We start from the raw sequence: 26,154 nt of genomic DNA on the forward strand, positions 1-26,154 counted from the left end.
GGATGTTCGGCTGCATCCTGGGAGTCGACCCGCCTCACGTCTCGCCATCGCGCGCCAGTAGGGCGGTGCGCGCCGTTTCCTGCTCTCCATCGCCCCGCTCCAGGGGCCAATTTGGGGAGGACGAGTCGCATGACCGAGTACACCGCGGAGACCGACTTCGGCGCGCTGCACATCCGACGCGTCGACCACACGGAGACGATCCTCCGCGCGGTGCGCGTCTACTCGTTTCGTACCGTCTACGCGGTCAGCGGCCGAGGCATCGAAGGATGTCTGGCTGTCGACCCGTCCTTCAACGATGCGAAGTGCGGTGACATCTTCCTGGGCGCGGAACGCAGGTTCGCCGCGCACCCGACGGAGTTCTCCGTGCGCTGCGGCCGCAGCGGCAGCTTGTGTGCCCGGTTCGACGGCACGGTTCCGAAGACCGATCCGGTGCTCGTCGTCGACGGCGCGGAAGTGCTGTCACCGCTGACATCGCTGCCGCGCGGGAGCCGGACCGACTTCGAGGTGACCCGGCGGGCAGGTGCGTTCGCGAGCGCTCCGGTTCCGGCGCTGGTCGCCGCGAAGACCCTGCAGGTCGTGCACGCCGTGTTGGCGTTCCACGAGGAAGACGCCTCCCTCGTCGACCGGATGGACGTCCTCTACGCGCAGCACCGAGCGGCGGATCGCCGTAAGTCGGCACTGAGCGATCTGCGGCACGCCGAGCGCATGGCCTCGGATCTCGATGGGCGGATTCAGCGCCTGCGCGCCTATCTGGACGCCGGGGCGATCGTTTCCGCATCGCGGTGACGGACGAGGCCCTGGGGAGTCGGCTTCCTCCGGCTCCCCAGGGCCTCCGATTCCGGCGGGCCGGCACTCAGCTGTCCGCCCATTCTGCGGTTGGCGCCTGGCGCCGGGTTCACCACGGCGCGGCCCGGCCGCAGCAGATTCGCGCGGGAGAGCTTTCCGGGGAGCGGCAGCGCACTCTTCAGCCCAGCACGCCAGTACCAGCGTGCCTCCCAGACCAGTGAAGGGCCGCACATGTACTCCAACCTCCCCGGCACGTACGAGGCGCAGCGCAGGGCGCAGGACGCAGAAGGGGCAGTCAGGACCCTCTCCGGAATGCTGTGGCGTGCCCTGTGGCCCGACGACGCCCAGCCTCGCGGCAACGCGAAGAGCCGGGTGATGCTCAGTGAGGTCCCCGATCCCGAGGCCCGCATCCCGGCGGTCACCGAGGTGGCGCAGGTAGGCGTTGATGATCTCCTGGTCATCGTGGACACGGCGGGTACGTCCAGCACCTCGGTGGACATCTTCGGTGTTCTCACCGGCAGGGAAGTGATGGAATCGGCCTCCTTGAAGGTAGCCAAGGTCGTTTCCACCACGGCAAAGACCGTCTCGGTCGTCACCATTCCCACGCCGAGCGACGGGTGGGCGTGCAATCTCGAAGGGTTCGCCGAGCATGCCTTCGACCCCAGCGTCGTCACGCTCACCCTGCGGACCAAAACCCGGCGCGTCGGCCGCCTCGGCACCGCTTCGGAGATCCGGCAGCAGATCACCGGCCACGCTCTGTTCAGTGAATGGCGGCGGGCCTACGAGAGCGCCAAGACCGCAAGGAAGGAGCTTCAGACCGCCGTCGCGGCGGCGACGACGGCCAAGGAACTGCAGCAGCAGGCGCTCAAGCGCGTGGCAGGCATCTTCAACCGGGCCATGGGGGTAGAGGTGATCGATGGCCTCGGCTTCCATGACACGGAACTCGGCTTCGGCGGTGCCTACCGCGCCTTCTTCCGGCGAGAGGAGAACCTCCGCATCCACCTCGCAGGGCTGCGCGCAGTGGGCAAGTTGACCGACGTTGAGTGCGAGCTGGTGACGGCGCAGCTGACGGCGGCGGGCATGCTGACCGCACCGTCCGGGTCCCCTGCCTCTGTCTAGGCACAGCCACGGCGTTACGGCCGACGTGTGAGCACCATGGTGTCAACGATCTTGTCGTGCAGGCACTGCTGGAAAGGCTTGTCCCAGCAGCACCACAGCGGGTTGAGGAGACCGAGAACCGGGATCACCGCGGCGACGAAGAAGAACGTCTCACGGCCCACGGCCCGCCAGAATCCGACCGGCTGCGCCGACTGGCTGCGTACCACGCGGACATTGCAGATCCGCTTCCCGAGGGTGGACCCGAACCGCCAGATGCTGAAGGGGAAGTAGAGGACGAACGTGGCGAGCAGCCAGGTCACGAGGATCGTCTGGGCGGCGGCGCCACCACCGGAGTCGATCCAGATCATGAGCGGGATCGCCGTCAGGAAGTAGGCGACGTACCAGATCACCAGGTCCAAGAGGCGAGCGCCGAGTCGCGCTCCGATGTTGGCGAGCGACGGGCCGGCCGGCTGGCCCGTGTACGCCTGTCCGGCAGGGAACTGGCCCGGAGGATACGTCGCGTAGGCGGTGGGTCCGTTGCCTGCCGGACCGTGTGGGCTGCTGCTGATCCCAGAAGTGGGAGTGTGGCCGTAGGGGTTCTGGGGCTGCGTCGTCATGCTGAGGTTTCCTGCACGTCGGTGGTCGGGACAGGGGAAACGTAGGCAGCGAAGCGGACACCTCCCGATCTCCGATCTCGCCTACCGGGGATCCGTCGGCAATCTCGATTCTCAGTCCCTTCAGTCCCGCATGAACGTCCTAAGCCCAGCTGGGTGCGGCTGAGCTGCCTGAGGGGATTTCGCGAGAGGGCGACAGGTACCGGCCGCGGCAGTTGAGTAGCGCATCGAATCACTCATAGGAGGTGTCATGAACCCTGCGCAGCAGATGGCTGAAGCCGTCGCCCCGCAGCCGGCTGCCGAATCCGAAGCCCTCGTTCGGACCTGGGCTGAGCGGCGTGAGGTGGAGCGCCGTGGGACGCACGAGCTGGCCGACCGTCTGGGCCAGGCGCTCGCTGTCGAACTGAACGACCGGCGAGTGGAGGGTGGAGGCTGGCGCCACCAGATCGCGCCCGTGTGCTTCGTGAGCCTAACCCTGGAGCACCCCAGCGGGATGAGTCTGTCGTTGGTCCACGAGGGCAGCCATCGCAAAGGGGCGGCCGGACGGCGGCTGACGGTACGGGGCGGCTATCCCAGCGAGTACATCGGCTGGCGAGCCGAAGCCGTCACGATCGGCATCGACACCTCGCCCGCCTATCAGGCACGGCACATCGTTCGGCGGCTGATGCCGGAGTACCAGCAGACCTTCACCGTCGCGCGGGACGTTCAGCAGCGCGTTCTGCGGGAGACCGATGCCCGTCGGGTGCTCAACCGCCGGATGCGTACGGTCCTTCCCGCTCTGCATGCCGCCAGTTGGGACCAGCCGCACGACGCAGATGCCCGCAAGCAGTCGTACTGGTCCACGGAGCAGCTCAGGCCGGATGGGTCCACCGCACCGCACGCCCGCTGTACCGGTTCGGTGCGGCTCGCCGATCACGCCGAGTCGGCCGAGGTCCTGAAGCTGACCGGCGTGCCGAAAGACCTGCTACTGCAGATCCTCGCCCTGGTCAACGGCCAGCCGGTCCTCGAAGGGCGCGTCATGCCCCGCGAGCTCGGGCGACACTGCCCCGAGCTGCCGCCTGCACCCCAAATCATCCGCCTCTGACGTTGGGTGGTTGCTGCCCTCCTGCGCCTAACCACCAGAGCGTCTCCTCATACCCACGCCCCGGTCCGCCGCACAGAAAGCCTTCGACATGCCCACCTCCACCATCAACACCGCCGACGCGGCCGTCGAGGCCGCGCGGTTCTTCGACGAACCGACTGGGCCGCTGGCCACGCTGGCCGGGGGGACCGTCCCCGACTGCTTCGCTCGCCTGCGGATACGGCTCGCGGACCTGCGTGTTGACGCGCTGGCCACCTCCGCCGCGCTGGGGCTCTCCGATGACCCGGACGACCCTCTGGAGGTCTTGGGCAGGCGGGAGGTGTCCGACATCACCAGCCGAGTCGCCGCGCTCCAGTCCTGGGTGGAGCCCTTGCACTGTCGGATGTCGGTGTGCGAGTGCCGAGCCGACCGGCTGCTCCGCGCGCTACTTGAGGACCAGGGCGTCCCCGTGCAGTCCGGTTACCGCCCCACCGACCGCCGCCGCCAGCGTCCGGTCGCGCTCATGGCCGGGTACCAGTCGCCTTCGGTGAACGGAGCGCGGCTGCCGTACGTCCTGATCGACCATCGGGGGAGCATCTCGCACGCGGTGCGGGTCCACCGCGGCTGGCGGGCGCGGCTGCTCGTCGCTGGAACGGTGACGGAGGTGTACACCTCGCCGGCCTACCCGATGACTCCGGTGGAGGACCACCCGCAGGACACGCAGGCGTGCGCGAACGCCGTCGCCGCCGCACTGCAGTAGTGACGTCGCACGCCAGGCCCTGACGATCTCCCGGGGCCGGGCGTGCTGACACGGGTCACAGCCCGAGAAGGGCCAGCTGCTTCTGCATGCCCGTGTACGACCTGGTGTCGATCGCCCCGGTGTAGCGGAGGCCCGCGACGTAGGTGCGCAGACGGCCCGGTGCCCGAAGGTCACGGGCCACGACGGCTCGGCCTGCTACCGGTTCCCAGTGGATCAGGCCACGGCCCAGCAGCTGCTGAAGGTGCTCGGTGGCATCGCGCAGCGGCGCCTGGCGCTCCTGTTCCTGCCGCCACTGTTCAGCGCGCGCTTCGGCCTGCGTCTTCTTCATGCGCTGCGCGGCGGTGAAGCTCTCCTGCCAGTCCGGGTAGGACGGGTGAGCGGCGAGACGACGGCGGAGATCAGCGAGAGAGCCGAGGCGCCCTATGTGCCGGTTGGGGATGCTCGGGCGCAGCGTCCATCCGCGCGCATCCGGTGCTGCTTCTCCGAACGCTGTGAGATCCAAGGAGCGCCAAGGGGTCGGGGTCTGAATCTGGGTCACGGTGATCGTCGCGGCCGTCGTGGCTGTCACCCGGGCGAGAACGGTCTCCCCGGAGGCGATCGCTTCGCGGACGGTGAAGTGTCGCAGCATGTCGAAGGGGCGTGCGCGGCGTCGCTGGTCGTAAATCAGCACGAGGTCGTCGACGGTGACGGCGGCGGAGGACGTGACGGCCGGGGCACGCAGTTCCACGGGAACAGGTGGCAGGCCCTTGCCCTTCTGCACCCGCTGGAGCGGAGCGGGAAGGTCGTCGTCGTGGGCCCACAGGCTGGCGACGACGGTGTTCCCGAGCGACATGGCCAGCTGCCGTACGTCGGTGCTGAGGTCGGTGGTCATGGTGGGGCCCCTTCGTGGTGTTCCGCGGTGCGGCGTGTGCTCGTCGTGCTCTGACGAGTCCGGAACGTAGGCCGTGACCCCGCACAGCCTGGCCACGCTGCGAATCCCCGTACGGCGAGATCCGCAGCGACCGGCGCCCCGTACCGGCTGAAGCGCCTTCCAGGTGGCGCGAACTCGGTTTGCTCGAGCCGCCGGATCCGTACGGGGCCGGCCTATCCCGGGACGTGCCGCTGTCCGTCTGCCGGCCTCACGAGGTGCTCTTCGCAGCGGAACCCCGACGCTGACTCTCGCCGGAACGGGCTTGCAAGGGCCTGCGGAACGTTCAGTGCTGCCTGCCCGTACCCGACCCGGAGTCTGAGGAGTGCAGCATGACCACCACGCTGGAGCGTCTGGCCGCCGAGCCGAAGCACGATGCGTCCATCATCCCGTCCAACGTGTGGTGTGACGTGCAGCGATGCGTCGTCGCGCTGTGCCCGTGCGGCAGTGCGGCCCGGGTGGACGTCCGTGCGGGCGTCTTGGGTACACACGAGCCGAAGGCGAAATGGACCGCGAACGGTCAGCGGCGGGCCGTCATCACGGACGCGTACGGCACCGGTTTCACCTGCCGCTACAGCGGTAGGGCCGTGACCCTGGCCGCCGCCCTGGCGCGTGACAACGGGCCGACCCCGGCGGAGCGGCACGCCCGTGACAGGGCGCAGCGGCTCTTGGAAGCCGGGGTCGTGTTCACCGAGCCGAGCGGATACGCCCTGCCGAAGGCCGTGACAAGGCTGTTCGCCGACGCTGAGAAGCACGGATGGACCGCCCAGCAGGCGTGGGCTCCATACCAGGACGGGTTCACCCTGAACGTCCGGGTGAGCCGTGCGGGCGACGACGGCCTGCCCTGGAAGTACGACCTGTCGTACTTCTGTGCACCTGGCGTCGCGCGTCGGACCCGGTTCGGGCTGAGCCAGTCGCCCGACCGCAGGGGTCTCTACGACACCCCGTCGGTCAAGGCGATCCAGGGCGCCATCACCGCCCACCCTGTACGCCTGGGGGTATGAAGCAGCCGCAGGGCGGCTGCTTCATACCCCGGAGCCCGCTCTGGCCTGCGACAGATTCCGCAGGCCAGAGCGGGCTCCGGGGGTTCCGCTACCGCGGTGATGCACTCCTCGGCCGCCGGCGGCGCCTTGGGCTCACATGACCTGTCCGCTCCAGCCGACACCCTGCCTCCGTCAGCACTCGCCTGCGCGTCAGAGCAGGCGAGCCGAACCCTTTCGGAGGTAGCCATGCACCTGCCCACCACGGAGATCAGATCACCCACCAGGTGGTTCTAGCCGCCGACCTCGAGCACCTCGTCCTGCAGCTCAGCGGACGCAGCTATGTGGCAACCACCAGCGTCGACGGGCCGTTGCACCTTGACGGCAACCTCAGCGACGCGGCCGCCGCCCGCCGTTGGCTCGCCACGGGAGGTGCCACCCCGAGCACGCAGGTCCTGCTGAACGCTCTCGTACACCGAGAGCGGCGACTACCTCGTCAACCGCTGACGCCACGCCGGCGCCCGCACAGGGTCGGACAACGCGGTGATGCCGAACCGCGGGCGCCGGCCAGCGGGCTCGGCCGAGGGCCAGGCGGAACCGAGAATTCGCGGCCAGTGCGCCGGCGCCAGGGCACCGTACGACGATCAGCTCCGCTTCACTGCCGCAGAGAACGGAGCTTCGACATGGGCCTCTCCTTGACCGCCGGGCGCCCGGACGGTCCCCGTCCCCAAGAACCAACTCCCCAGTGGTCCTGGGGCGGTTTCGGCATCTTCCGCCGCGCGCTCGCCGCACACATCGACATCGACCTCGACCAGATGCACGGGTTCGGCGGCTGTACAGCGTGGGACCGCGTCTCCAGTCCGCTGCAGCATCTGCTGGAGCACCCGGACGACTCTGGCCAGCTGGAGGCGTGGCAGGTGAAGGAGCTCGCGCCCGCCGTACGCACGGCCGTGACCTCCCTCGCCCAGCACGACCCCGAGGGCTTCATGTGGACCGACGCCAGCAGCAACGGCCGAGCCGCCCAGGAGCTCATCGCCCTGTTGGAGCTGTGCGCGGCCGAAGGCCTGCCGGTGGTGTTCCGATGAGCCACACTCTGCGCCTTCGCCCCGAAGGCCGGTACCAGTGCACGGGATGCCGGGCGGCGTGGCGGTGCGAAGAGGACGGCCGCCGCTCCTCCTTCCCCTGCCCGGGTGAGCCTCTCGCGCACGGTTTGACCCCCGAGCACCGTGTCTTCCCGAAGACCGGCGACCGGTCCTGCGCTACCTGGGGCTGCGAAGATCCCGACCCGAGCCACGCGCACGGCCCTGCCCCGTTCTGCGACGTGATGAACTGCCGCTACTGCTGCCACGACTGCGACTGCGGCGTGTGCGACGGAACCTTGCACGCCCCACAGCTCACCGTCCTTGAAGACATCCCCGACCATGAGCTCGCCCAGATCACACGGCGACGAAACGCCCGCTCGACCGTCGCCCTCACGGAGCAGGTCAGCGACCTGAGGGTCCACGACCACATCGCAGCCACCGGCAGAGACGCGCGTGGTCAGCAGACCCTTCGCACCGGCTACCTGCTCGCCGCGCCGAAGATCGTCACATCGAGGCGCAGCGGTGTCCCGACCAAGGCTCTCCGCTTGGCCATCGGCACACAGGGAGCCGACCCGCAGGAGCGCAGCACCTGGACCACCCTCTTCGTCGACGAGGGCACCGTAGAGCGAGTCCCGGAGCCGCAACCCGACCCGTGGTTGAACACGACGCTGTGCGACGTCCCCGGTGTCACGGCCAGCAGCCACGCCACGCGCATCGTGTACGGCGGCACCGGTGCCGAGCGCCCGTCGACACCGGGCACGTCCCCGGTCGTCCACGTGCTGCGCACGCAGGAGGACATCTACGTCCTCTGGGACCCGGCGACGGACACCTCGTACGCGGCACTCACGCCCAGCAGCCGCATCTGGTGGGCCCCGCCACCCGGGGCCGCCACCGCAGCGACGGTCACAGCGGCCTGATCTCGAACCGGACCCGACGGGATGTCGGGTCCGGTTCGAGGTCCGTCTCGGCGCACGCTGTCCGCTCCTGGCGGCGCTGGCCCGTCATCACTTCCCAGGCCCTGCCCGGCCACTACTCGCGGGCGGCTGAGTCGCCGGCCTGGGGCCGAGGTGCGGATTCGCGAGTCGGCGACAACCACCCGGTCTGCGCGGTCGGATGCGGTCATCACCGAGTACAGCCCCGGTGCCCACCGCGAGTCAGGAGCACGACCTTGCAGGAGATCCCCCTTTCCAACAGCGATGTCAGCGCGATCGCCATGACCATGTACGACCTCGGGATGCTGATCCTGAACCCGGAGACCGTGCCCGAGCAGCCGGAGCCGGTCCCCGGCCGGGAGACGGACTGCGACCTGGCCGTGCTCGGTGTGCCCGTCGTGAACGTCGATGAGGCGATCAGCGCCTACGTCTCCGCGTTCTGGACTCGCCAGGCCTGGCACCCCCAGAATCCCACCGGCATCGGGTGGCACAAGCTGCGGACGACGGGCTGGATCATCGGCGTGCCCGAGGCCGCAGCCGCACTGAGCACCCTTGATCACGCGGACGCGAACGGCACCCAAGTTGCCGGGCGTGTGCAGGAGCGCTTCGCCGAGTGGAAGGCGAAGCCTGAGACCTGGGACGCGTGGATCGCCCTCCTGCGACACGCGGTGGACACGGCGCGGCCCCTCGCCATGAGCACCCCGGACTACGAGGGGCCGTGGGCCATCGCCGAACTGCTCGACGCCGAGGACTACCGGGCCTGCGCCTGACGTTCGCCCGGTGAGTGGGAACCAGCCACGCCCCACACCGGATCTTGCCTACACCTGCCGTCTCGTCCTCCCTCTGACCACCTGGCCCATAGCCTCGGTTGGAAGGGGAACCGGGGCGGCAGGCAACGGGCCGTGACGGTCCGTCCCGGCCCTCTCCTCCGTTCTTGGGCGCCCCGCCGGGGTGCCCTTCGTTGTCACCAGGAGCACCCTGCATGGACATCAGCACGCTTACCTCTGCGGCCGTGGAGACCCTTCAGGAGCGCGAAAGTACGGGCCGGGCCGTCACCTCGATCACGGCCGAGCCAGTCACCGACGAATCGGGCTGGACCAGCTACGGACCCACCGTCCTCGTCACCCATCACGACGGAAAGACCCAGAACCTCACCATCCGCGATACCGCGCTCTCCGCCGCCCTGGAAAAGCACGCGAACGACGAGGCCGAACTCGGGTCCGTGCTGACCGTGGTGATCCCGGTCCCGCTGCCCAACGCCCCGAACAACCGGGTCCGCTGCGAGGAGCATCCCGGCGTGCACATCGAGACCGTCGCATGCCGATGGCCGCACAACGTCACCGCCGACGGCGACGAGCCGCAGGTGGGCCACCCGTACCGCGTCACCGACTGAGCCACCGGGCGCGTACCAACGACCAACGACCGCGCACTCATCGCTGCTGGCCCCATCTCCGAGCGGAGATGGGGCCAGCAGCGCATCGTCTCGTACAGGCTGCCCGGGCCCACCGCTCCGGGGTTTGCATTCCGGCGCCGCCACGCGGACCGGCTGCTCCTCGAAGCTGCTGTCCGGCGTCGCCCTCAGAGGGACGCATCTCAAGAGTCGAGCTGCTGCTCCAGTTCGACAGGCCGTGCCCGCTGAACGCCCAGAGCTTCATTGAGGACGATGACCTCCGCTGCGGCGACTGCCCGTGGCCAGGGCCAGGCCGGCGCGGTACAGATCCGCAGATTCGCGGGCGCGCGATCTAGACGCCCACTCCAAGGTGCACTGCTCCCCCACAAGCCGCTATATCTCGGAGCGTTCGATGAATCACTCGGAACTGACCGCCCTCATCTCGCCCGCAGGGCCCGCTGCGTTCGCGGGCTCTGTCACCCCCGACCCTCCTCGCGCACCTGTCGTTCCGCCCCCGCCCGAGCCGACCGTGCCCGCCGCGCCAGCGGTAGCCCGGCCCCCACGACGGGCTCGGCTGACCCTGGCCGAGGACGTGGTGCACATCGGCGCACCGGTCACCGTCGAGTTCACGCTGGCCGCCATCGACCCCCGGGAGGCAGAACTCGACAGGACGGAGCCGGTGTCCGCACTCGTGATCGCCACGTCGTGCTCCTCCGCGACGCTGGAACCGCCCGCGGCGTCCTGTGCGACGGACGACGACACGCCCGCGCGGTTCACGTTCACGGCCTCGGAACCGGGCGAGCACCGGCTGCGCTTCCGGGTGTGCGACCCCACGTCCGGGAAAGTGCTGCAGGTGGTCGAGGCGACGCTCCCCGTGGCGGTGTCGGATCCACTCGGGAGGCCGTGAACCGTGGCGCACGAACTGCACTCTGAGGTCCTGCACAACCCCTCGGACGACCTCACCCAGTGGCCCGAGGATTACGGGCAGCGCCCCCTCAACCTGACCGTTGTGTTGTCCGTCGGGAACGACGACCGGGCCGAAGTGATCGCGCTCCCGCACGGCAAGCCCGCACCACGCATCCGCGCCCATCGGGCGGGCCTCCAGCTGTCCGCTACCGCGGTTCCCGGTCAGGCCGAACGGGTTGTGCGCCCAGTGGCAGCCGTTCGGCCGCCACCAGCCCTCGGACGCCGATGGAATGCCGTACAGGCCAACGTTCCTCACCACACAGAACCAGCCGCGCACGCTGCACAGGGATGAGCTCACCAACGGGGCCGAACGCCCCCGACCTGGATGCCTTCCCGGCTGCTTGGGCGGCGGTGAATAATTCGCCAACGAAGGACAGGGCCGGGCCCCGGGCGGTTCAGTGGCGCTTCCCCCAACGCCATTGGAGCTGTCATGAACCTTGCCGATCTCGACCGTCTGCGTGGAGAAGCCGAGCAGCTGCGCGCGGTGGACACCCAGGACATCCCCGGCCCGGAGCGCACACTTCTGCTTGGCTACACCTGCGACCGGGACACTTGGCATGTATACGTGCGCGGTGCGTACTTGCACGTCCTGGTGTACAACCACGTCACCCGCATCGTGGTGCGCTATGCGAGGCATTTCCACTGGCAGGCGGCCGACCTGGTGCCTGACAAGCGGGTCTACCCGGAGAGCACCGACCTGGAGTTCGCCCGGCTTCTGACGTCCCACGGGCTGAACCTGCGGTTCGCCTCGTTCGACCCGGGCCGATACGACCGCCTCGCGCAGAAGCCCTTCCACGGGGCGATCTACGACTCAGCCACTCTGGGCCTTGCCGACATGGAGGGGGCTCCCCGTGACCGCTGTGAGTGAACATCAGGGGACGCCCCCCGCGATGGCCCGCGCCGAACGGTTTGAAGCCGAACGCCGGGAGCGGCAGGAGTTGGCCCATCGGATCGGCCGGACGCTCGCTGCCGAGTTCAACGACCGGCAGGTCGAGGGCGGAGGTTGGCATCACCAGGTCGCTTTCGTGAACTTCGTGAGCGTCCTCCTGCACGCACCCCAGCGGGATGAGCTTGTCGCTCACGCATGAGGGCAGCTACCGCAAGGGCGCGGCCGGTAGGCGGCTCACGGTGCGCGGCGGCTACCCATCCGAGTACTGCGGATGGCGAGCCGAGCCCATGACCGTGGGGATCGACACCTCTGCCGACAGCAAGGCCCGCCAGATCATCAGGCGTCTGCTGCCCGACTACCAGAGCGCCTTCTCGTGCGGGCCACCAGCGATCTCGAGCGGGACCTGGAGGCCCAACTGGATGCGCTGCACAGGCCGGGGCCGGTCTGGGACGGGGAGCGGGTGCTTGAGCCCGCGCCGCCCGCGGGCTGGGCGGAACTGCGCGACGAGGTCGGCCAGGAGGCGGCCCGGCTGGACCGGGAGGCGTTGCGGCGGCGCGCGGATCATCCCGTGCCGCAGGCTCCCCGCGGCCGTTGGGGGTAGTCGTCGGCACCCGTCGTGGTGCGGGTGCGGGTGGTGGTTGGGCGAAGTGGCCGTCTGCTGCTCCGCCGCCTCCTATGCTCGATGCCGCGGTGCGTACGGTCGGTGCACCCCGCAGTGCCGGATCCAGCAGCCTCTGACCGACAGGAGCCCCCGCGGCAATGTCCCAGCACGCTTCCACGTCCCGAACTGAATTGGCCGCCACCGCCTTCACGGTTCCTTCGACGGAACGGGAGCTGGTTGCCGCCGTGTCCGCGTTCCGCGGCTGCCCCACGCCCGGCGAGGGCCTCGCGGAGCGCCTGGTCGCCGGAACGTTCGCCGCGCTGGACCAGGTGCCCCTTGATGTCCGCCTGTATGTCCATGACCTTCAGCAGACGGCCGAGAGGTGGCCGGCTCTGCCGATCACACTGCCGCCGACGCCGTGGCAGGCCGCTACCCTCGTCGACGACCTGGCCGTGCTGGTCGCGGACCTCTCGGGGGCCGAACTACGCGAGGCCGGCGAGGGCCTGGCCCTCACCCGCGGCGACATCGCCCTGGCCCACGACAAGCCCGTCCTCGCCCGGCTCTGGACGGAGGACGACTCACCGCTGCCCGATGCTGCGGCACTGCCACGCGATCGCCGCGCCCGGGAGGCGGCGCTGCTCCAGCTGTTCGACCACGTGGACCCGCGCGAGTGGACTGACGAGCAGACCGGTGCCGTCCGCAAGGCCATCTTGGTCCGCCTGGCCGGCCTCGGCGACGCTCTGCTGCGTGTCTCCGCGCTCCCGCCCGCCCGCCTGGACTGGCAGAGTGAGGGCGAAGGGCTCACCGCGCTGGTGCCGGTGCCCGGAGCGCCCCAGCCTCTGGAGGCCCGGGTAGCCGCTGAATCCGTCGAGCCGCACCTCTTCGCCTCGTGGGGCGAGCCGATGTGGGGCTCTCCCGAGACGGCCGCGTCACCCGGGTGCTGGCGCTGGACGGTGGGATGGCGTTCCGCCGGCGGCGCGTTCCACAGCGATGCCGGAAGTACCGAGGCGAGCGAGGCGGCGGCGCGGTTCGGCGCGGAGCAGACCCTCGCCGCCTACGCCGCGCAGGCATCGACGGTGCGCCAACGGCTGCGCCACCGCCTGCTGGTGCCGCGCCAGCCCGGCACGCTGTCCATGAGCGACCCCGCCATCCTGGTTCTGGGACTGCGGGAGCTGCTGCGGGCGGTCAGCGACGAGTACCGCACCGAGACGAGCCGACCGGAGGACGCGACTGGGTGGCGGATCGTGCCGCACCAGGACGAGAGCAAGGAATGCAGCCTCGTCACAATCCTCCTCGACGACTGCTCCCTCCCCCACCCCGAGCTCGGCGACCCGGCGAACACCGCCGACCCGGCCGATGTCCCGTTCGAGGACTTCCTGCGCTCCCACGCCGTCGTCCTCACCCCGCCCGCCCGCACCTACCTGGCCGGACTCTCCCAGGCCGGGCCCGGAGAACTCCCATTGGCCCGACGTCACGAGGGGGCGATGCGCGCAGTCCTCGCCACCGGCGGGGAGGCGGCCGACATGCTGACCGCCGACACCGGCCCCCTGCCCGATCACATGGCCTGGATCGACCTTGTGGACGTCAAGGCTCTGGAGGAATTCCTCAATGCCACGGAGCCCGATCAGCCTCGGTGACCTCCCGGGCCCGGCGGGGCCGGTACGTACCCATGACGATGACCGTAGCGTCGTCGCGGTAGCCTTGGCGTCGGCCTCAGCGGTGCGCGGATGCAGATGGAGCCCCCGCCGACGTCGGCGGGGGCTCAAAGAGGCTAGTAGGGCCACCGGCTGGCCACTGGTGCAGCAAGCCAGTCCGGGGGCGGGGCGCATGCCAAGCGACGGCGTCCCTCTGTCCTGCCTAGGAGGAGGCGCCGCCCCCTGGCCCTGGACCACTCGATTCACACGAGATTCGCCGCGGCGGGGCCCTGACCGCCTTGTCGCTGTTCCGTGCAGGCCATGTCACTGGTCGAACTCAAGAGTCCCCTGCAAGCGCTCCAGGGCGTGTCACGCACGCTCAGCCGCGGACGCACCGAACCGCCGGCATCCGGCCGTCAGTCGAAGCTCACCGTTCCGGACGGCATCGCTTCTTGGACCGGCGAGTTGGGAGAGCGCCAAGGCATGGCCGGTGCGGCCGCCGACCTGGTGATGTACTTCGCGCGCCTGTGGTTCCGCCCCAGCCGAGACCTGCCGGCCGACGCTGTCGCAGCCGCCATCGCATGCCGTCAGGTGTGGGAAACCCATCTGCGAGGTGTTGAACTGTCCGGGCCACCGCGGCGCCAGAGTTGCCCAACTACTGGCTTGCGTCCCCGACCCGGTGAGTGGGGGCGTCGGTCTGTCCGTACGACGTGCGGCCGACGTTCAGGGGCGAAGGGTGCGGCTGCGCAGGGCGGCGCGGGCGGATTTGTATGCGGTGGCGGGGTCCGGGTCGGGCCCCGGGGCGGGTTGCCAGGCGCTGAAGCTGTTGCGGTACGGGTACCAGCGGTGGTCGGGGCCGAAGCGGATCTGGACCCGCGCGGGTACGTCGGTGAGGCGGTTGTCCTGCTGGTCGAGGGCGGTGTGGGGGGACGGGCGGAGGCGCTGGAGGGCGTCTCGCGCCTGTTGGAGGGCTTCGTGTGAGGCGGGGCAGGGGGTGAGGTAGACGATGGCCCCGTGCTCTCCGCCGTGTTCGTAGGCGGCGATGAGGTGCCGTACTTCGGGTGGGGTGAGGCCGAGGTGACGGGCTGCGGTGTCAAGGTGGGTGGTGCCGTGCATGGTGAGGAAGCGCGCGATGTCGGGGCCGGTTTCCAGGCGGGGAGTTCCTTGGCCGGCGAGGAGTCGGGCGGCGCGGGCGGCAGCGTCGTGGGACAGGAGGCGCAGGGTGCTGAGCAGGGGGATGGGGTCGGGGGGCTGCTCGGCGAGGGCGTCGAGGAGCGGCGTGGTGTTGTCGTGCGGGTCTGATGGTCCGTCGTGGTGCGGGGCGGAGGTCATGGATGGGTCTCCAGGCGGACGAGGGCGGCCAGTTCGCTGTCGGTGAGCTGGGACAGGGCCGCGTCTCCGGTGGTCAGGACGGCGTCGGACAGGGCGCGTTTGTGTTCCAGGAGTTGGTCGATTCGGTCTTCGACGGTTCCTTGCGCGATGAGCTGGTGCACGGTGACGGTCTGCTGCTGGCCGATCCGGTGTGCGCGGTCGGAGGCCTGGTCCTCGACGGCGGCGTTCCAGCTGCGGTCGTAGTGGACGACGTGGCTGGCGCGGACGAGGTTGAGGCCGGTGCCGCCGGTTTTCAGGGAGAGAAGCAGTGCGCGGTGGTCGTGGTTGTTCTGGAAGGTGTCGATCACCTGCTGGCGCCGGCTCGGGGTGAGGCCGCCGTGGAGGAAGAGCGGGTGGTGGCCGGTGTGGGTGAGGTGGGCGTGCAGGAGGCGTCCCATGGCTACGTAGGAGGTGAAGATGAGCGTGGCTTCTTGGCGCTCGGCGAGCTGGGCGAGGATGTCGTCGAGGGCCTGGAGCTTGGCGGACCGGTTCGCGAACTGGTGTACCTGGTGGGGGGTGGGGGTGGGTTCGCGCAGGTAGTGGGCGGGGTGGTTGGCGATCTGTTTCAGGGCCGTCAGCAGCTTGAAGACGAGGCCGCTGCGGGCGATCCCGTGGCTGGCGCGGACCTGGTCCATCGTTTCGCGGACCAGCGCCTCGTACAGGGCTGTCTGTTCGCCGGTGAGGCGGACGATGCGTCGGCGGTGGATTTTGGGCGGTAGTCCGGGGGCGATGCCGGGATCGGTTTTGCGGCGGCGGAGCACGAACGGGGCGGTGAGCAGGGCGAGTTGCTGGGCGGCGGGTCCGGTGGGGTCGCGTTCGGCGGCTGCGGCGTAGTGGGCGCGGAATGAGGTCAGGGTTCCGAAGAGCCCGGGGCAGCACCAGTCCAGCAGCGCCCACAGTTCGCTGAGGTTGTTCTCCACGGGTGTGCCGGTGAGGGCGAGGCGCATGGCCGAGGGCACGGTGCGCAGTTGGCGGGCGGTCTGCGAGGCCGGGTTCTTCACGTGCTGGGCTTCGTCGGCGACGACCAGGTCCCATGTGCGAGCGGCGAGCGTGGCGTGGTCACGGCGCAGGACCCCGTACGTGGTGATCACGATGGTGCCAGGGGTGAGTCCATCCAGGCTGCGGCTGCTGCCCAGGTAGGTGACGGTGTCCGCGCCGGGTGCGAAGCGGGCGAGCTCCCGCGTCCAGTTCACGACGAGGGACGAGGGGCATACCACCAGCGTGGGCCCGGCGGGCGCGGCCGGGTCGTCGGAGTGGTGCTTCTGGCGGTGGAGGATGTAGGCGATCGCGGCCAGTGTCTTGCCCAGGCCCATGTCGTCGGCGAGGAGGGCTCCGAAGCCGAGCCGGCCGGTGTGTGAGAGCCATGCGAGGGCCCGCTGCTGGTAGCTGCGAAGCTGCCCGCGCAGTCCGGGCGGCGTGGGAACGGGTGGGGCGCTCTCGCCTTGGCGCAGCGCGGTGATGATGTCGGCGAGTGGCCCCGCCGCGTGGCAGGCCACGTTGTCTCCGTTGACGGTGATGCTGCCGGTGAGTGCGGCGGTCAGGGCTTGTGTGCCGCTCAGTTGTCCCAGGTGGCGGTGGTGCAGCCGCTCGCGGGTGAGGGGGTCGAGCAGGGTCCACTGGCCGCGCACGCGGACCAGGGGCCGGGCGGCCTCGGCGAGTGCGTCCATCTCGTCGTCGCTGAGTGCGTCGTCGCCGAGCGCGGCCTGCCAGCGGAAGTCGAGCAGGGCGTGGAGGGTGAAGCGCGGGGCGTGGCTGTGGTGCGGCCCGATCACCGCGTGGGTCTTCAGTGCGGTGCGCATTTGTCCGGGCCAGCGCACGGTGAGCCCGGCCTCGGTCCAGGCGCTCTCGTGCTCCATCAGCTGCCGCAGTACGTTGTCGGACAGCACGAGCCGGCCCTGTGGTCCGGTCAGCGGCGCGAGCACGGGGTAGTTGCGGGCCAGGTGCCGCAGGTGGCGCATGACGCGCGGCCGGATGACGTGCAGGGGCCACCTGGCCAGGTCCGCGTCGCCGGACCATACATGTGCGGCCACGGCGTGCTGTTCGCCGTCGCCGAGCAGCAGACGGGCGGTCAGCGCCTCGCCGCTGGGGCGGGTTCCGGGCGCGGTGACCTCCAGGACGAGGGGCGGCGGCGGGCCGCCTGCGGCGCGGTCCTCGACGGTGTCCGTCCACTCCCGTACCGCGTCGTCGGCGGGGCCGAGTGGTTCGGGTGCCGTCCGGGTGAACGGTCCTGGCCCGAACATGGCGGCGGCCGGGGAGCGGAGCATCGTGTCGGCGACCGCGTGCACGAACTCCTCGACCGTCTCCCGTGCCGGGGGCAGCCGCCCGTCGTCCGCCACGGTGCGGGCCTGGTCGGGCAGGGCCTCCGCCATGGTGTCGAGGGTCTGGCTCGCGGTGTCCGGCAGCGGTCCGGCCCGCCACTGGTCCAGCCCGTCCACCGTCACGGACGGATACACCAGGCGTTTCGCGACCATCTCCAGCGCGAGCCGTGCCGCGTGCGCCCACACCGAGGCGCTGGGGCTTGATGGATCGCTGAGCAAGGGCGCCAGGGTGTCCCCCACCGGGACGAGCCGGCCGGCTGTGGTGGCCGCGGTCGCCGGTATTCCGTGCGTGCGGTGCTCGCCGGACAGGACGGTGAAGGTGAAGTCGGCCGTCGGGCCGCATGCGGCCTGCTCGGCAGAATGCTCCGGCTGGTGATCGGGGCGGTAGAAGAACATCCCCGCCGCGCGCCCGGGCGTGGGCGGCACGAAGGCCAGTGCGCAGCCGGATGCCAGGAGTCCGGAAACGGTCTCCCGCGCCGGTTGCGTGCCCGGGTACGGCGAAGCGTCCGGTGCTGTAGCCGACGGCATCGGGTCCGGGCGTCTTGGTGCGGGGAGGGCCGGTGCTCCGTTCCCGGTCTGGGGATCCTGTGTCCCCGTGGTCTCATGCCAGCCCGAGTCCAGCGTGTGCAGGCGGGTGAGCAGGGTCCGTGCCGCCTCCTGCCGTGCGGTGTCCTTGGAGGGGCCGCTTCCTCGCGCGCTCACGCCGCGGCCGCTCGCCAGGTGACGGCACGTGTACGTGCACCTAGTCTTTTGTTGCCCGTCATCGGTGAACTGCGCCTGCGGCTTGCTGATCGCTGCGAGCTGGGTGTACTTGTTCAGCCTCGCCACCGGGTCCTGGCCCGCTTCCGGAGGCTTGATCCGGGGCCGTGTGCCTGCTCCGGCCGGATCCGGTGCTTCCTTGTCCGGGACCCGCTGGTCGGGCTCCGGCAACCCGCACACCAGGGCGAGCAGCGCGACCGCCGCGTAGTGGCGCGCCGTCTTGCGGTGGTACGCGCACCGCGGCGGCGCCTCGATGGCCTCGGCTGCCCCTGGTCCGGACTCCCACCGGGCGGTCACCTCGTGCCGACCGCCCTCGTCGATGCTTTCCGTGAACGAGAACTCTGCCGTGCCGGACGGCTCACCGGCCTCCATGTGCAGCAGCGCTGCGGCCAGTCCGGACAGTGACGCGGCCTGGTGCAGCACCACACGCCGTACCGGTTCCCATCCGCTGCCGCGGGCGCGGAAGAGCAGGCGGTGCATGTCGCGGCGGCGCAGTCGGTCGTCCTCGGCCCGGCGCAGGATCTCTGCCTCCAGGCCGGTGCCAGGGCCGTGGTGATCGTTGAGCCGGTCCTCCAGATGGGCCTCGAATGCCTCCATTCCCATGACGGCGGGAGCCAGCCGCCCGGTTGTGTCAGCCCCTGTCCTGTGTCGGCCCGCTCCGGCCATCTGCGCGAGCAAGGCGACGCTGGCCTGACGCCGGGCGTCCTTGCGGGCCGACGCCCGCACAGCGGGCCCGGTCACCTCGCGGGCGGGCGGGCCGATGCGGACTGCGGCCTCGTGGACAGGATGGCCCAGCGGCCCCTGCACCGCCGCCTCCTGATACTCCAGCTTCGGCCACGCCTCGATCTGCACGTGCATCTGGAGCACCTGCTGCGCCAACTCGGGCTGCCGGCGGACCAGTTCGAACGCCGCGCGGCGTGCCGTGTGCCAGCCCTGATGGTCACCGGACACGAGCAGCAGCATCCGCAGATCCCGCATCCCCAGTGCTTCCGTCCGCGCCAGACGTACGGCCTCCTCTGCGAGGTCGGGCGAGAACCCGCCGGCCACCACCACCGGGGCGACCCGCTCGTGCCACGGTGGCCCGTCCGCCCCGTCCACCTCTTGATCAAGGTCTGCCCCACTGTCGGACAGATGGTGCTGTACAGCCAAGAGGAACTGCTCCCTTGTCTTCGTTCAATGTCCTGATCGGCCTGGCCGGCCGGTACGCACGTCCAGCCTGCGGGCTACGCCTCGTACGTGGCTCCGGTCCGTGCCCAATGCTGTGGGTAGCCGCGGTCCGCGTCGCGCGGCTCGGTTCCGGGGAAGGGGGTGAACCACTGCGCGGGCGGGGTGTTCCACAGTGGCGGCAGGCCGTCGTCGCTGGGGTCGCCGTCGTCCAGGAGGGCGTCCTCTACCCGGTCCCATGCGTCGTCACGGTGCCTCGGGAGCCGGTCGTAGCTGGCTGCCATGCCCGCGAGCGCCTTGGCCTGGTCGCGGGCCTCGTCGAGGGCGCAGTCGAGGGCGCAGTCGAGGGCGACGCGCTCGCCGACGCAGCGCGGGCTCGGCCGGCGGCCGGCGGCGACCTCCTGGGCCAGGTCGTGGGCGGCACGCGCGAAGTCGCGCCGCCAGGAGTACCCCTGCGCCCAGGTGGATTCGGGCAGTTCGGTGTAGATGGTGGCGTGGTGCTCGTGCTCTGGCCGCAGTACTTCGTCGCCGAAGGAGTGCGCGGCCTCGTGGCCCTCGTCGCCGATCACGGACAGTGCCATGTGCAGGACGTACGCCGTGCGGGGGGTGACCTGCCATTCGTCCGTGGCGCGTTGCAGGGGGAACAGGGAGGCGAAGTCGGGCAGCGGGTTGATCCGTTCCCATTCCTTCTCGCCCATTCCAGGTCCGTTGGGGTCGTCTTCGAGGCGCCAGCCCGGACCGAAGTCGGCGGTGAACCCGTCCGGGCTCCAGTCGGCGAGCTCATCACCCCGGTCGGAGTCGAGGACCTTCATCGTGCTGCCCCTGCTGATGACCTGGGCGCCCGGCAGATCGGGGTCGGGCGCGGTCAGGTGGAACGCGGCCTGCATCAGGTGCAGCGGGTCGCCGAGGCTGTCTGCCGCGAACGGGCCCGCGGGCTGCCATCCCATGCTGGTGGCGGAGTTGTAGAAGGCCACCGGGTCGGTCAGCAGGTACTCGGTGAACCGGACCTGCCGGATCACCGGCGCTTCCAGGCGCTCCAGGGTGTTGTCTTCGACGCGGGTGCGCCAGGCGTCCAGCGCGGCCCTGGCCTCCTCGTCGGGCCGCCACGACAGCTGGTCCTCCTCGACCAGCCATCCGCCGGTCCGCGCGGCGTCGATGGCCTCGCGGAAGGAAGCGAGCACGGCGTCGGGCAACTCCAGCGCAAGAGCATCAGCCTGGCTCGCGATCTCGGGAGCGACGGGAGAACCGCAGGCCAGTACGCCCTTGAGGATTTCGGCGGCCTGCTGGGCGTGGTCCACGTCGCGGCAGGTCAGCACGGCCTTCAGCGAGGGTGGCCCGTCCGGGTGGGCGACCAGGGCCATCACCCGGCTCTTGCTGGGGGTGTGCTCGCAGTAGAAGTCACGCAGAACCGCCAGCTCACGCGTATCGGCGGCGGTGGAACGATCAGACACGTCCGGCTCCAGAAGGGACGAGGCGACCGGAACAGACAGCGCCGCAATGGGCACGCACCGACCGGGCGCCGTGGACACGATGACGACGACGCACAGCAACACCCGTGCGCCACAGGAACATCGACTTGGTGAAGGCCACGACTGGTGTGGCTGGTACGGCCAGCCACCCGGATCGGATCTGGACGCAATGTAGCACCGCGCCCACCCGGCGTGCACAGGGAACGACGAAATGGGACGGCGGTCTGTCCGGCGTCGGTCAGGGCCCGGCCAGCAGCCCGCGGTCGGGCTCGATCGTCACGGGAATGTGCTTGCGGCTGTGCCGATGGCCAGCGGGTGATGGTGTTGACCGCTCTGTAGTGATGCAGTGAGCGCGGTGAGCAGTCGTGTGTTGGCTGTCTGATCGTGGCTCAGGTCGACGGCTTGCCGTGGCAGGCGGTTCAGGTGCTGAAGAACTTCGAGACGAGCCGTGGGCATTCCGGCGTTGCTTCCGTTGGTGAAGCCGAAGAAGTCGGGGTAGCGCTCCTCGTCCGAGGTGACGAAGACGCTGGTGGTGACTTCTGTGCTGCGGTGGTCGTTCACGCAGGCCGGGGCGCTGGTGGAGGAGACGATGTGTGGGAGGAGAACACCGGCTGCGATGCCGGTGGTGGCGAGGGGCAGCTCGAACCAGCGGGTGAGTTGCTCGGGCCAGATGTGTGCCTTCAGTTCCCGGCCGGAGGCGGATGTCAGGGTGCCGGTGCGGCCGGTGGTGAGAGCGTCGGTGACTCGTTGGTCTTGGGTGGGGTGAGGTGGTTCACCGGTCTTGAGGTGGGCGCGTGCGGAGTCGGCGAGGTGGAGCGCGTGGAGTAGTCCGAGGCCTACTGCGGCTGCTGCGGGCCACGGCAGGAGGTCGAGGCTGCCGGAGGTGTTGGGGCGGGCGAAGCAGCAGTCGTTGGCGAGTAGTTCGGCGCCGGTGGAGGCCAGGGTGAGCGCGGTCGTTGTCTTGCCGGCGCCGGAGTCGCCCAGGGTGAGCAGGGTGCGTCCGCCGGGGAGCACTGCGGCGGAGGCGTGGAGCAGGACCCATCCGTCGTCGATGAGTCGGGCTCGCATCATCTCGCGGGTGAAGCGCGTGGTGGCGGTCGCCAGCCGTGTCGGTCGGCCCGGGCGGGCGGTCGGCTGGAGGGGTTGTCGGCTGCTGATCTGTAGGTGCTGCGCGTCGGGGGTGTACCGGAAGGCGATGACGGGGTCGGTCAGGGTGTGCGCGGTGACGGTGTTGTCGGGGTGGCGCGTGTAGCCGATGGGTTCTCGGGCGAAGACGGCGTGGTGGGTGTGGGCCATGGCGGCGGGGGCCTGGTCGTCACGGTCGATGGCGGTGACCACCGGGCCGTGGCCGGCGGTGGTGTCCTGGGTCGGCGAGGCCTTCCAGTAGCGTCCGAAGTATGTGGTCGCCCAGTCGGTGACGCCGGGTGTGTTGGAGCGGATGGTGACGGTCTGCTGGCCGGCGGTCAGGGAGAGGGTGTGCATCACGGCGGGGCCTTCCGGTCGGCCCGGCAGGCGGCCGGGGGCGGGGCAGGGGCGGCTATGCGCTGGGCCGGGACTCGCTCGAGGCCCCGAAGTCGTGCGGTGCCCTCTCGCGCAGGATCTCGGCAAGCCGTGCGATGCGGCGCAGCGGTGCGAGGTCGGGTGCGGGTGGGGGCGTGTCGGCGAACAGGAGTGTGGCTGCGTGGCGTACCGAGGTCTGGAGCGGGGAGTCGGCGAGGACTTCGTCGTGCAGGACGGCTCCGTCGCGCACCGCGGTGATCCGGTGGTGGTTGCGTTCGAGCTGCCAGCCGCCGGGGGCGGTGACGGGTTCGAGGTGGAGGGTGAAGCGGGTGCGGCCTGCGTGGACGGTGATGTGGCGGTAGCGGTCGTCGGCCGCGCGCAGGCCCTGGCGCCAGGGCGGGCGGGGGGCGGGGGCGATGTCCTCGGCCTGGCCTGGGCCGAGGATCGAGGACGTCAGTTCCAGCCGCAGGCCGCTCCGGAGCCCCGGGCGGGGCAGGTCGGTGCGCTCGGTCAGGGCGGCGACGAACAGGCGCGGGTCGTAGACCGGCTCGGTTGTGGTGGTGGCCGGGTCTGAGGCCAGGTAGTGCTCCCATGCCGGTGCGGGCAGGATGCCACGGGTGACGGCGAGCATGTGGAGCCATTCGTATCCCAGCACGCCGTAGTCGCGGTCGATGAAGCGGCCGGAGGCGCTGTCGGGGCGCCGGTCCTTGGTGAAGACCACCGAGACCTTGTCGAGGGGGGCGCCGGGTTCGAGCGCGTGGATGAGCTCGGTGAACGCGGGCAGGGTGGTGGAGTGCCGGTACTGGTCGTTGACGACGATCCGGGCGGCGGGGTGGTCGGCCAGCAGGCGCGTGAAGGCGTCGATCTCGTGCCCGCGGCAGGCCGGCTTTTCCATCAGGACGCGGGCGGCCGGGTTGTGGGCGAGCACCGCGCGCAGAACGGGCAGGTGCTCGGCGGTGGGACAGCAGATCGACCACAGGTCGATGTCCGCGGCCACCGCCTCGGGCAGGTCGCTGACCTGGTGGGGGAAGCTGCGCAGCGAGGCGGGCAGGTCTTGGTGCTTGGGGTCGATGACGGCCGGGTTGGCACCGAGGGCGGTGAGGATTTCGGTGTGCAGGCGTCCGGCGACGCCGTATCCCACGATCGCTGCCCGCCGCAGGACAGCCTGAGCGCCCCCGTCCGTCGGGCCGGCGGGTTTCGCGGCCGGCTGCCCGGTGGCGCCCGGGGCCGCGTACAGGTCGTAGTAGGCGTCCCACAGTCCGGCGTCGGTGATGGCGGCGTCGGCCGGGGCGGTGTGGAGCCCGGCCGGTACGCGGCTGGGGTCGGCGCACAGGGCGGTGGCGGCGATGAGGGTGCCGGCGCGGTAGGCGTCGTATCCCTGGCTGGGGATGGAGTCGGCCTCGAAGAGGTTCATGGAGCGGCCGTTGCCCAGCACGGTGACCGTCCGGCTGCCGGGGAGGCCGAAGCGCAGGCCCACGCCGGGGATTTCAGTGGCGTCCTGGCGGTGGGTGCCTTCGGTCAGGGCGGAGAAGTCGCGGGTGGCGAACGGGGCGAGGAGCACGCCGTCGGGCAGGGCGGCCAGGTCGGTGTCGGTCAGGGCGAGTTCGCCGGTGGTGCCGATGATGAGGAACGGGTGGGAGGCGGCCAGGGCCTGGCCGGCGGTGCGGTAGGTGGTGAAGCCGTTCTCGGCGGCGTCGATGAGGGCGATCAGGTCGGTGTCGACGATGTCGACGCGGCAGCCCAGATTGCGTAACTGGGCGGCGAGGCGGGAGCCGAGGGTGCCGTGGCCCAGGAGCAGGATCTGACGGCCGATGATCTTGCGGTCGGGGAGCAGTGCGCGCAGCCTGCGCAGGCAGGAGTCGGCGATCTCGCGGTAGCCCAGGCGGGACTTGACCTGGGAGCGGGCCAGGTTCAGCACGGGGATCGCGAGTTGTCCGGCGGTGGCGATGCGTTTGATGCCGCTGACGGTCAGCTCCAGCGCGGCGTCCACAGTGCGGGGCGCGCCGAGTGCGCCGTAGCCGCGGGCCAGCAGTCCCCCGTCGTCGACGACCAGGACCCGCCGGCCGGCCGCGTGCGCGGTGTCGAGGAAGGTGTCGATGTCGGCGCCGACCCGTGCGAGCTGGTCCTGGTGGGCTTCGGGGTCGTTGATGGCGGTGTTGTCCAGGACGTCGCTGCGATACCCGCGTGCCAGGAAGGTGGCGTGGACTCGGTCCCGGTTCCAGGTACGGTCGCCCTTGTCCAGGGTGAAGATCCACTCGGCGGGGATTCCGGCGCGCTCCATCGCGAGGACGAAGCCGGTGCTGTGCTCCAGGTAGTGATCGCGGAAGAGCAGCGCCCAGTCCTCGAAGGCCGGGTGGGGACGGCTGTAGTGCTCCAGCAGCGGCATGGCGGCCCGGATGCCGTCCAGTTCGCTGCGGGTGTAGGGCAGCACGCGGGCGGCGATCGCGTCGTGGAGCTCGGCGGCGATCTGGATCCCGTCGGGGTGCGGGTCGATCAGGATGTCCACGGCGGCCGGCGGCGGCACCTGGAAGCCCAGGGTGCGTGGCGCCTGCGGCGGCACACTCCTGAAGCGCACGGTGACCAGGGTGCGCGAGCTTTCCGGGGCGGTGAGCCGGAGCGTGCCGGGCTCCTGGTGCTCGCAGTCCAGCTGGTGGCGCGCGGCCAGCGCCCTCGCGGCGGTGGTGACCGCTTCGCCGCTGATCGGTCCGCGCAGGACCGTCCACTGGTCCCCGGATATGGCCGTCGTGGTCATCCCCATTCCCTCTCTTCGTCGTCCGCCCGGCGGGGCGGACGCGGTCAACGGTGGTGCGCCGCCTGTGTCAGGGCGCTCTCGACGTCGCCGAGGTGATCCAGCAGGCGCTTGGCGGCGGCGTGCCGCAGGAGCCAGAACTGGTCGAGGTCCTCCTGGATCAGGCCGGGCTTGAGGTAGTGCTGCTTGACGCCGTAGAGGCTGGTCAGCAGCTGGAGCAGCGCCACCCGGGCGCAGGCGGTCACGTCGCCTGCCGGCAGGGTCGGGTTGGTCTGAAGGTAGGCGCCGACCAGGTTCACCCCAGCGGTGATCCAGTCCTGGTCCAGGACGACCGTGCGCGGGTCGAACGCGATCCGGCCCAGCTCGTAGGCGACCAGGAACGGGTCGGGGGGCAGGAAGTCCAGCACGGCGGTGAGCTCGTCGCCCTTGAACAGCAGGTTGACGGCGGAGTAGTCGCCGTGCAGGACCTGGGTGGTCAGAGGCGGAAGGCCGGCCAGGAGCTCGGGGATCCGGGGCAGCACCGCGCGCCGCTCGGTCAGGGTCTGCAGCGCCTGCTCGTCGAACTCGTCACGCTGGGCCCGCTCGCCCGCGATGCCCAGCAGCTTGCCGGTGGTGGCGTCGAGCTTGTCGAGGTCCGGGGTCATCCACTTCTCCAGCCGGGCCGACGGGCCGGATCCGGCCGGGTGGTCGGCGAACGCGGTGTGGATGCGGCCCAGGGCATGTCCGGCGGCGCGCTGCTGGGCGGGGCTCAGACCGTCCTCGACGACCACGCCGGGAACCCACTCCCACACCGAGACGGCGATCCCGCCTCGCCGCACGACGGTGTCGCCGTCGGTCGAGGGCCTGGGCGTCGCGACCGGCACCTGGTGCAGGCCGGCGAGCTGCGTCTGGTCGACCGCGGCCTGCTCGGCGGCCAGGTCCCTCTCGCTGCCCTGGTAGTGCTTGACGAAGAGCACCTGGTCGCCGATGCGGGCGCGGTAGTTGACGGTGACCTGGCCGACCGGGAGCCGCTCCAGCTCGATGCCGGGCAGGCCGTAGGCGCTGGCCAGCACCGCGGTGAGTTCGGGCTGCGTTTGCGGGTCCAACACGACCCCTCCTGTGACTTGTCGTGATCGGGTGAACACC

23 protein-coding genes are annotated in these 26,154 nt (G+C 70.5%); 14 read left to right on the forward strand and 9 right to left on the reverse strand.

The window, feature by feature from the left end; all coding sequences use genetic code 11:
* The first annotated feature begins 129 nt into the window (after window positions 1-129).
* Both ACFYXM_RS11440 and ACFYXM_RS11445 read left to right on the forward strand, forming a co-directional pair.
* Window positions 130-786 carry a hypothetical protein gene (locus ACFYXM_RS11440; protein WP_389288770.1) on the forward strand — a complete coding sequence of 219 codons (657 nt, stop codon included), beginning with the start codon at window positions 130-132 and terminating at the stop codon, window positions 784-786.
* A 375-nt stretch (window positions 787-1,161) separates the two neighbouring features.
* Window positions 1,162-1,905: a hypothetical protein gene (locus tag ACFYXM_RS11445; protein WP_389288771.1), complete on the forward strand. Its 744-nt coding sequence runs from the start codon at window positions 1,162-1,164 to the stop codon at window positions 1,903-1,905.
* 14 nt (window positions 1,906-1,919) lie between these two features.
* On the opposite strand, the gene ACFYXM_RS11450 is transcribed toward ACFYXM_RS11445, so the two are convergent.
* A complete protein-coding gene (locus ACFYXM_RS11450; protein WP_389288772.1) occupies window positions 1,920-2,501 on the reverse strand; it encodes an RDD family protein in 582 nt (193 codons plus the stop codon).
* Window positions 2,502-2,730: 229 nt separating this feature from the next.
* Window positions 2,731-2,940 (reverse strand): hypothetical protein, encoded by a 210-nt coding sequence (locus tag ACFYXM_RS11455; protein ID WP_389288773.1) that lies wholly within the window; start codon window positions 2,938-2,940, stop codon window positions 2,731-2,733.
* Between the two features lie 51 nt (window positions 2,941-2,991).
* Here ACFYXM_RS11455 and ACFYXM_RS11460 point away from each other — a divergent pair, with 51 nt between their 5' ends.
* On the forward strand, window positions 2,992-3,582 hold the full coding sequence (locus ACFYXM_RS11460) for a hypothetical protein (protein ID WP_389288774.1): 591 nt from the start codon (window positions 2,992-2,994) through the stop codon (window positions 3,580-3,582).
* 88 nt (window positions 3,583-3,670) lie between these two features.
* Window positions 3,671-4,318 carry a hypothetical protein gene (locus ACFYXM_RS11465; RefSeq protein WP_389288775.1) on the forward strand — a complete coding sequence of 216 codons (648 nt, stop codon included), beginning with the start codon at window positions 3,671-3,673 and terminating at the stop codon, window positions 4,316-4,318.
* A 55-nt stretch (window positions 4,319-4,373) separates the two neighbouring features.
* Here the strand turns inward: ACFYXM_RS11465 and ACFYXM_RS11470 are convergent, their stop codons facing one another.
* Complete coding sequence (locus ACFYXM_RS11470) at window positions 4,374-5,189, reverse strand: hypothetical protein (RefSeq protein ID WP_389288776.1); 816 nt, start codon at window positions 5,187-5,189, stop codon at window positions 4,374-4,376.
* 368 nt (window positions 5,190-5,557) lie between these two features.
* Here ACFYXM_RS11470 and ACFYXM_RS11475 point away from each other — a divergent pair, with 368 nt between their 5' ends.
* From ACFYXM_RS11475 to ACFYXM_RS11520, 10 genes are all read left to right on the forward strand, one after another.
* Window positions 5,558-6,229, forward strand: coding sequence for a hypothetical protein (locus ACFYXM_RS11475; protein ID WP_389288777.1), 672 nt, complete (start codon window positions 5,558-5,560; stop codon window positions 6,227-6,229).
* 659 nt (window positions 6,230-6,888) lie between these two features.
* A complete protein-coding gene (locus ACFYXM_RS11480; RefSeq protein WP_389288778.1) occupies window positions 6,889-7,290 on the forward strand; it encodes a hypothetical protein in 402 nt (133 codons plus the stop codon).
* A 125-nt stretch (window positions 7,291-7,415) separates the two neighbouring features.
* The gene (locus tag ACFYXM_RS11485; protein WP_389288779.1) at window positions 7,416-8,204 is read left to right on the forward strand and encodes a hypothetical protein; all 789 of its coding nucleotides are present in this window, start codon (window positions 7,416-7,418) and stop codon (window positions 8,202-8,204) included.
* Between the two features lie 251 nt (window positions 8,205-8,455).
* Complete coding sequence (locus tag ACFYXM_RS11490; protein WP_389288780.1) at window positions 8,456-8,989, forward strand: hypothetical protein; 534 nt, start codon at window positions 8,456-8,458, stop codon at window positions 8,987-8,989.
* A 212-nt stretch (window positions 8,990-9,201) separates the two neighbouring features.
* Window positions 9,202-9,612: a hypothetical protein gene (locus tag ACFYXM_RS11495; RefSeq protein WP_389288781.1), complete on the forward strand. Its 411-nt coding sequence runs from the start codon at window positions 9,202-9,204 to the stop codon at window positions 9,610-9,612.
* A gap of 409 nt (window positions 9,613-10,021) precedes the next feature.
* On the forward strand, window positions 10,022-10,516 hold the full coding sequence (locus tag ACFYXM_RS11500; RefSeq protein WP_389288782.1) for a hypothetical protein: 495 nt from the start codon (window positions 10,022-10,024) through the stop codon (window positions 10,514-10,516).
* Between the two features lie 489 nt (window positions 10,517-11,005).
* The gene (locus tag ACFYXM_RS11505; protein WP_389288783.1) at window positions 11,006-11,443 is read left to right on the forward strand and encodes a hypothetical protein; all 438 of its coding nucleotides are present in this window, start codon (window positions 11,006-11,008) and stop codon (window positions 11,441-11,443) included.
* Between the two features lie 22 nt (window positions 11,444-11,465).
* Window positions 11,466-11,663: a hypothetical protein gene (locus ACFYXM_RS11510; RefSeq protein ID WP_389288784.1), complete on the forward strand. Its 198-nt coding sequence runs from the start codon at window positions 11,466-11,468 to the stop codon at window positions 11,661-11,663.
* A 174-nt stretch (window positions 11,664-11,837) separates the two neighbouring features.
* The gene (locus ACFYXM_RS11515) at window positions 11,838-12,065 is read left to right on the forward strand and encodes a hypothetical protein (RefSeq protein ID WP_389288785.1); all 228 of its coding nucleotides are present in this window, start codon (window positions 11,838-11,840) and stop codon (window positions 12,063-12,065) included.
* 158 nt (window positions 12,066-12,223) lie between these two features.
* Window positions 12,224-13,702, forward strand: a complete 1,479-nt coding sequence (locus tag ACFYXM_RS11520; RefSeq protein WP_389288786.1) for a hypothetical protein — start codon at window positions 12,224-12,226, stop codon at window positions 13,700-13,702.
* A gap of 720 nt (window positions 13,703-14,422) precedes the next feature.
* On the opposite strand, the gene ACFYXM_RS11525 is transcribed toward ACFYXM_RS11520, so the two are convergent.
* The 6 genes from ACFYXM_RS11525 to ACFYXM_RS11550 form a co-directional block, all read right to left on the reverse strand.
* Window positions 14,423-15,031: a hypothetical protein gene (locus ACFYXM_RS11525; RefSeq protein WP_389288787.1), complete on the reverse strand. Its 609-nt coding sequence runs from the start codon at window positions 15,029-15,031 to the stop codon at window positions 14,423-14,425.
* A complete protein-coding gene (locus ACFYXM_RS11530) occupies window positions 15,028-19,296 on the reverse strand; it encodes an SNF2-related protein (protein WP_389288788.1) in 4,269 nt (1,422 codons plus the stop codon). The genes ACFYXM_RS11525 and ACFYXM_RS11530 overlap by 4 nt, the downstream gene beginning before the upstream one ends.
* A gap of 74 nt (window positions 19,297-19,370) precedes the next feature.
* Window positions 19,371-20,762 carry a hypothetical protein gene (locus tag ACFYXM_RS11535; protein ID WP_389288789.1) on the reverse strand — a complete coding sequence of 464 codons (1,392 nt, stop codon included), beginning with the start codon at window positions 20,760-20,762 and terminating at the stop codon, window positions 19,371-19,373.
* A gap of 294 nt (window positions 20,763-21,056) precedes the next feature.
* The gene (locus ACFYXM_RS11540; RefSeq protein ID WP_389288790.1) at window positions 21,057-22,262 is read right to left on the reverse strand and encodes a hypothetical protein; all 1,206 of its coding nucleotides are present in this window, start codon (window positions 22,260-22,262) and stop codon (window positions 21,057-21,059) included.
* 55 nt (window positions 22,263-22,317) lie between these two features.
* Entirely contained in the window at window positions 22,318-25,032 is a 2,715-nt protein-coding gene (locus ACFYXM_RS11545) for a Gfo/Idh/MocA family oxidoreductase (RefSeq protein ID WP_389288791.1), read from the reverse strand.
* Between the two features lie 44 nt (window positions 25,033-25,076).
* Complete coding sequence (locus ACFYXM_RS11550; RefSeq protein WP_389288792.1) at window positions 25,077-26,117, reverse strand: phosphotransferase enzyme family protein; 1,041 nt, start codon at window positions 26,115-26,117, stop codon at window positions 25,077-25,079.
* Window positions 26,118-26,154: the final 37 nt, after the last annotated feature.

Origin of the sequence: Streptomyces sp. NPDC002476 (assembly GCF_042889785.1) — a bacterium.
Taxonomy (GTDB): Bacteria; Actinomycetota; Actinomycetes; order Streptomycetales; family Streptomycetaceae; genus Streptomyces.

Excerpts from the sequence above, each read along its gene's own strand:
- ACFYXM_RS11545 (WP_389288791.1), bottom strand. The coding sequence starts at position 25,032 with ATGACCACGACGGCCATATCCGGGGACCAGTGGACGGTCCTGCGCGGA.
- ACFYXM_RS11470 (WP_389288776.1), bottom strand. The coding sequence starts at position 5,189 with ATGACCACCGACCTCAGCACCGACGTACGGCAGCTGGCCATGTCGCTC.
- ACFYXM_RS11450 (WP_389288772.1), bottom strand. The coding sequence starts at position 2,501 with ATGACGACGCAGCCCCAGAACCCCTACGGCCACACTCCCACTTCTGGG.
- ACFYXM_RS11445 (WP_389288771.1), top strand. The coding sequence starts at position 1,162 with ATGCTCAGTGAGGTCCCCGATCCCGAGGCCCGCATCCCGGCGGTCACC.
- ACFYXM_RS11475 (WP_389288777.1), top strand. The coding sequence starts at position 5,558 with ATGACCACCACGCTGGAGCGTCTGGCCGCCGAGCCGAAGCACGATGCG.
- ACFYXM_RS11540 (WP_389288790.1), bottom strand. The coding sequence starts at position 22,262 with ATGCACACCCTCTCCCTGACCGCCGGCCAGCAGACCGTCACCATCCGC.
- ACFYXM_RS11465 (WP_389288775.1), top strand. The coding sequence starts at position 3,671 with ATGCCCACCTCCACCATCAACACCGCCGACGCGGCCGTCGAGGCCGCG.
- ACFYXM_RS11440 (WP_389288770.1), top strand. The coding sequence starts at position 130 with ATGACCGAGTACACCGCGGAGACCGACTTCGGCGCGCTGCACATCCGA.
- ACFYXM_RS11505 (WP_389288783.1), top strand. The coding sequence starts at position 11,006 with ATGAACCTTGCCGATCTCGACCGTCTGCGTGGAGAAGCCGAGCAGCTG.
- ACFYXM_RS11510 (WP_389288784.1), top strand. The coding sequence starts at position 11,466 with ATGGCCCGCGCCGAACGGTTTGAAGCCGAACGCCGGGAGCGGCAGGAG.
- ACFYXM_RS11495 (WP_389288781.1), top strand. The coding sequence starts at position 9,202 with ATGGACATCAGCACGCTTACCTCTGCGGCCGTGGAGACCCTTCAGGAG.
- ACFYXM_RS11460 (WP_389288774.1), top strand. The coding sequence starts at position 2,992 with ATGAGTCTGTCGTTGGTCCACGAGGGCAGCCATCGCAAAGGGGCGGCC.
- ACFYXM_RS11525 (WP_389288787.1), bottom strand. The coding sequence starts at position 15,031 with ATGACCTCCGCCCCGCACCACGACGGACCATCAGACCCGCACGACAAC.
- ACFYXM_RS11520 (WP_389288786.1), top strand. The coding sequence starts at position 12,224 with ATGTCCCAGCACGCTTCCACGTCCCGAACTGAATTGGCCGCCACCGCC.
- ACFYXM_RS11480 (WP_389288778.1), top strand. The coding sequence starts at position 6,889 with ATGGGCCTCTCCTTGACCGCCGGGCGCCCGGACGGTCCCCGTCCCCAA.
- ACFYXM_RS11500 (WP_389288782.1), top strand. The coding sequence starts at position 10,022 with ATGAATCACTCGGAACTGACCGCCCTCATCTCGCCCGCAGGGCCCGCT.